Here is a 2,056-nt window from a genome sequence, read left to right as displayed (position 1 = left end):
GATGCCATGAAGTTATCATCATGCTGCGACAGCAAATGTCACATCAGGCGTCAGCGGAAGATCGACGCTAATCAGGTTTCCCTTTGCTCGGCCATTGCTGCGCCCCATGCAGAAATCTGAGGATCTCAATTCGACGGCCCTCGATCCGGTAGACGGCAATAAACGGGGTCCGGATGATTACCATCTCGCGGGTTCCCGGTACTCTCCCGACTCGCCCCATTTTCGGCTGAGTGGCGAGTAAAATCGTCTGCCGCTCGATCTCGTCAAGTTGATCCAGGGCGGCAATGATGTTGTCCTGGGCGATGTAGTCAATAGCCGCCTCTCGCTCCGCTCTGGCCTGTGGTCTCCAGACGATGAGCATTAGCGGCCCTTACCGGCCAATTTGGCCTTGAGGGCTTCGCGCTGCCGGTGCATGTCCTTTACTACCTCTTCATGCGGTATCCAGACAGCCCCGGGCTTATCGGCTTCCTTGATAGCCTCTTCAACCTGCTCCCGAAACCATTTGTCATGCTCGGCTGCCTCATGAGCCCGCTTCATCCTCTCCGATATGTCCGGCCGGGTCTTCTTCGCCGGGGTGGCAGGGTCATAATCGGCGGCGTTCACGGTGAATTGAGAAATGCCAATTTCCTTGAGGTAGGCAACGAGGGTTTCAAAATGGCGGAAGACGCGCACGGCTCCCCGGCGCACGGCCAAGGCCCGTTCAACCATGCCGTATTTGATGACGACTCCCCAGCCGCCCGGCTGGCCGATCACATCAGCGCCCCTCACGGCTCCGGCTTCAACGAGTCGTTGTAATGTCACATGATCTATCGTGTCGTGGGTTATACTTGCCATAATTCCACCTCTTGCAACAAGATTTATAGATAGTACCATATCCAAAATAAAGAAAAATGGCAATCGCCTTTTTCTTGTTTTCTCTCTCTACTTGACATAGCGTCCATAACGGGACCCATTCCGGCCCCCTGCTCCCTTTTTCCCTGTCCGAAAGGACAGGGGAGAAAGGGAGCCTTCTTCTGGGCATTGCATTTGCTTAAGAAGTTGAAAACATTGGAGGCCGCCATGGAAGGCACACCGCAAAACATATTCGACCGGCTCAACGCCGCCCGCACGCTCATGGCCGAGGTTGACGAATTGCCGACGGTTCCCGCCGTGGTGCTGAGGATCGCCGGCAAGCTCGACGATCCGGACGTGTCGATCGACGAAATAACTGATCTTCTTCTCCAGGACCAGGTTTTGACAACGCGGGTGCTGCGCCTTGTCAATTCCTCGTTCTACTGCCCCTTGAAGCACCTGGATGAGCTGCGGGAAGCAATCATCTACCTCGGCCTCGATCATCTCAAGGAAGCGGTCTTTACCTGCGCCGTCGTCGATCTCTTCAAGACCGGGAAAGAAGGTTTCAGCCGCTCCCTCCTCTGGACCCACGCCCTGGGCGTGGCGAAGGTGGCAAAGATCATCGCCGAACGGCTCGGCTATCCCGAGACCTTCAACGTCTACCTTGCGGGCCTTCTCCACGACGTGGGCGCAGTCTTTCTCAACTTCTTCCGGGGAAAGGACTTTCTCAGCTCCCTCGGCTGCCGCTGGCATCTCCAGGACGGCATCACCGACGCGATTCTTTATCACCACAACCTCGATGCAGTTCCTCCGGAGCGCGCCGCTGGCGTCGCACTGGTGAGTCTTGCCGATTGGTTCTGCACCCGGCGCAAGCTCGGGTATGAAGAAATTGACGATAGTGGAAACATCCGGGAAGGGTGGGAGGCTCATCGAGCATGGGAGGTATTGCGGGCAAGGGTAGCGGCCCCGTGTGAGCCGGGGCCGCACCTCGATGAACTGAACGGTATCATTGCGGGGCTCAGGGCGGCAATTCTTGAAGGGCTCTATATGGTTTAGAAATACAAAACCGAAGTAACTGTGAATCGGCGTGCAATATTGACCCACCTTTAGCGCAAATCGGCGTCCAAAATTGACCCACCCCAGCACCCCTGAGGTATCCTGATGACGATGGACACTCCCGCTTGGTAAACTACCGAGAGGGAGGTAAACATGAAACAGCAGCAGC

General features: G+C 56.2%; 3 protein-coding genes. 1 reads left to right on the top strand and 2 read right to left on the bottom strand.

The features are described from left to right. Nucleotides 1-67: 67 nt before the first annotated feature. Nucleotides 68-361, bottom strand: a complete 294-nt coding sequence (locus tag KJB29_RS19025) for a type II toxin-antitoxin system RelE/ParE family toxin (protein ID WP_215735885.1) — start codon at nucleotides 359-361, stop codon at nucleotides 68-70. Next, the gene (locus KJB29_RS19020; protein ID WP_215735884.1) at nucleotides 361-834 is read right to left on the bottom strand and encodes a hypothetical protein; all 474 of its coding nucleotides are present in this window, start codon (nucleotides 832-834) and stop codon (nucleotides 361-363) included. Before KJB29_RS19020 ends, KJB29_RS19025 begins: the two co-directional genes overlap by 1 nt. 225 nt (nucleotides 835-1,059) lie before the next feature. Here KJB29_RS19020 and KJB29_RS19015 point away from each other — a divergent pair, with 225 nt between their 5' ends. Further along, nucleotides 1,060-1,887, top strand: coding sequence for an HDOD domain-containing protein (locus KJB29_RS19015; protein ID WP_215735883.1), 828 nt, complete (start codon nucleotides 1,060-1,062; stop codon nucleotides 1,885-1,887). The last annotated feature ends 169 nt before the right edge of the window (nucleotides 1,888-2,056 follow it).

The sequence above is a fragment of the Geobacter grbiciae genome (genome assembly GCF_018531165.1).
GTDB lineage: Bacteria > Desulfobacterota > Desulfuromonadia > Geobacterales > Geobacteraceae > Geobacter > Geobacter metallireducens.
Note: the sequence above shows the minus strand (reverse complement) of the source record. Positions and strands in the feature narration are given on the sequence as shown.

Coding starts and splice junctions, on each gene's coding strand:
- KJB29_RS19025 (WP_215735885.1), bottom strand. CDS start 361: ATGCTCATCGTCTGGAGACCACAGGCCAGAGCGGAGCGAGAGGCGGCT.
- KJB29_RS19020 (WP_215735884.1), bottom strand. CDS start 834: ATGGCAAGTATAACCCACGACACGATAGATCATGTGACATTACAACGA.
- KJB29_RS19015 (WP_215735883.1), top strand. CDS start 1,060: ATGGAAGGCACACCGCAAAACATATTCGACCGGCTCAACGCCGCCCGC.